Origin of the sequence: Mitsuaria sp. WAJ17, assembly GCF_014174515.1 — a bacterium.
Classification (GTDB): domain Bacteria; phylum Pseudomonadota; class Gammaproteobacteria; order Burkholderiales; family Burkholderiaceae_C; genus Roseateles_B.
Genome location: NZ_JACJUG010000168.1, coordinates 1 through 313 on the forward strand (window position 1 = coordinate 1; position 313 = coordinate 313).

The following is a 313-nucleotide window of genomic DNA, read 5'->3' on the forward strand; positions in this document are numbered from 1 at the left end:
GACTGACCGGCTGCCCCGGCCAGCGCTGCGCGCATTCGGCCAAGGCCCGCTGCATCAGCGCCCTACCCTGGCCCTGCCCGCGCGCCTGAGGCGCGGTCAGCACCCGGCCAATCTTGGGCCCGTCGAGCAACCGTGCATAGGCCTGAAGCTGGCCATCCTCGGTCAGGCCGAGCAGATGCCAGGCCTGCAGGTCCTGCCCGTCGGGATCCAGATAGACGCAGCGCTGCTCCACCACGAACACCTCGGCGCGCAGACGCAGCACCGCATAGAGGGTGCGTGCATCCAGCTCGTCCAGCCGTGCGCAGAGCCAGCG

At 70.6% G+C, this 313-nt stretch carries 1 protein-coding gene; it reads right to left on the bottom strand.

Annotated elements, in window-relative coordinates; genetic code table 11:
* On the bottom strand, positions 1–313 hold a 313-nt coding region (locus H5407_RS23905), incomplete at both ends, for a GNAT family N-acetyltransferase (RefSeq protein ID WP_310737700.1).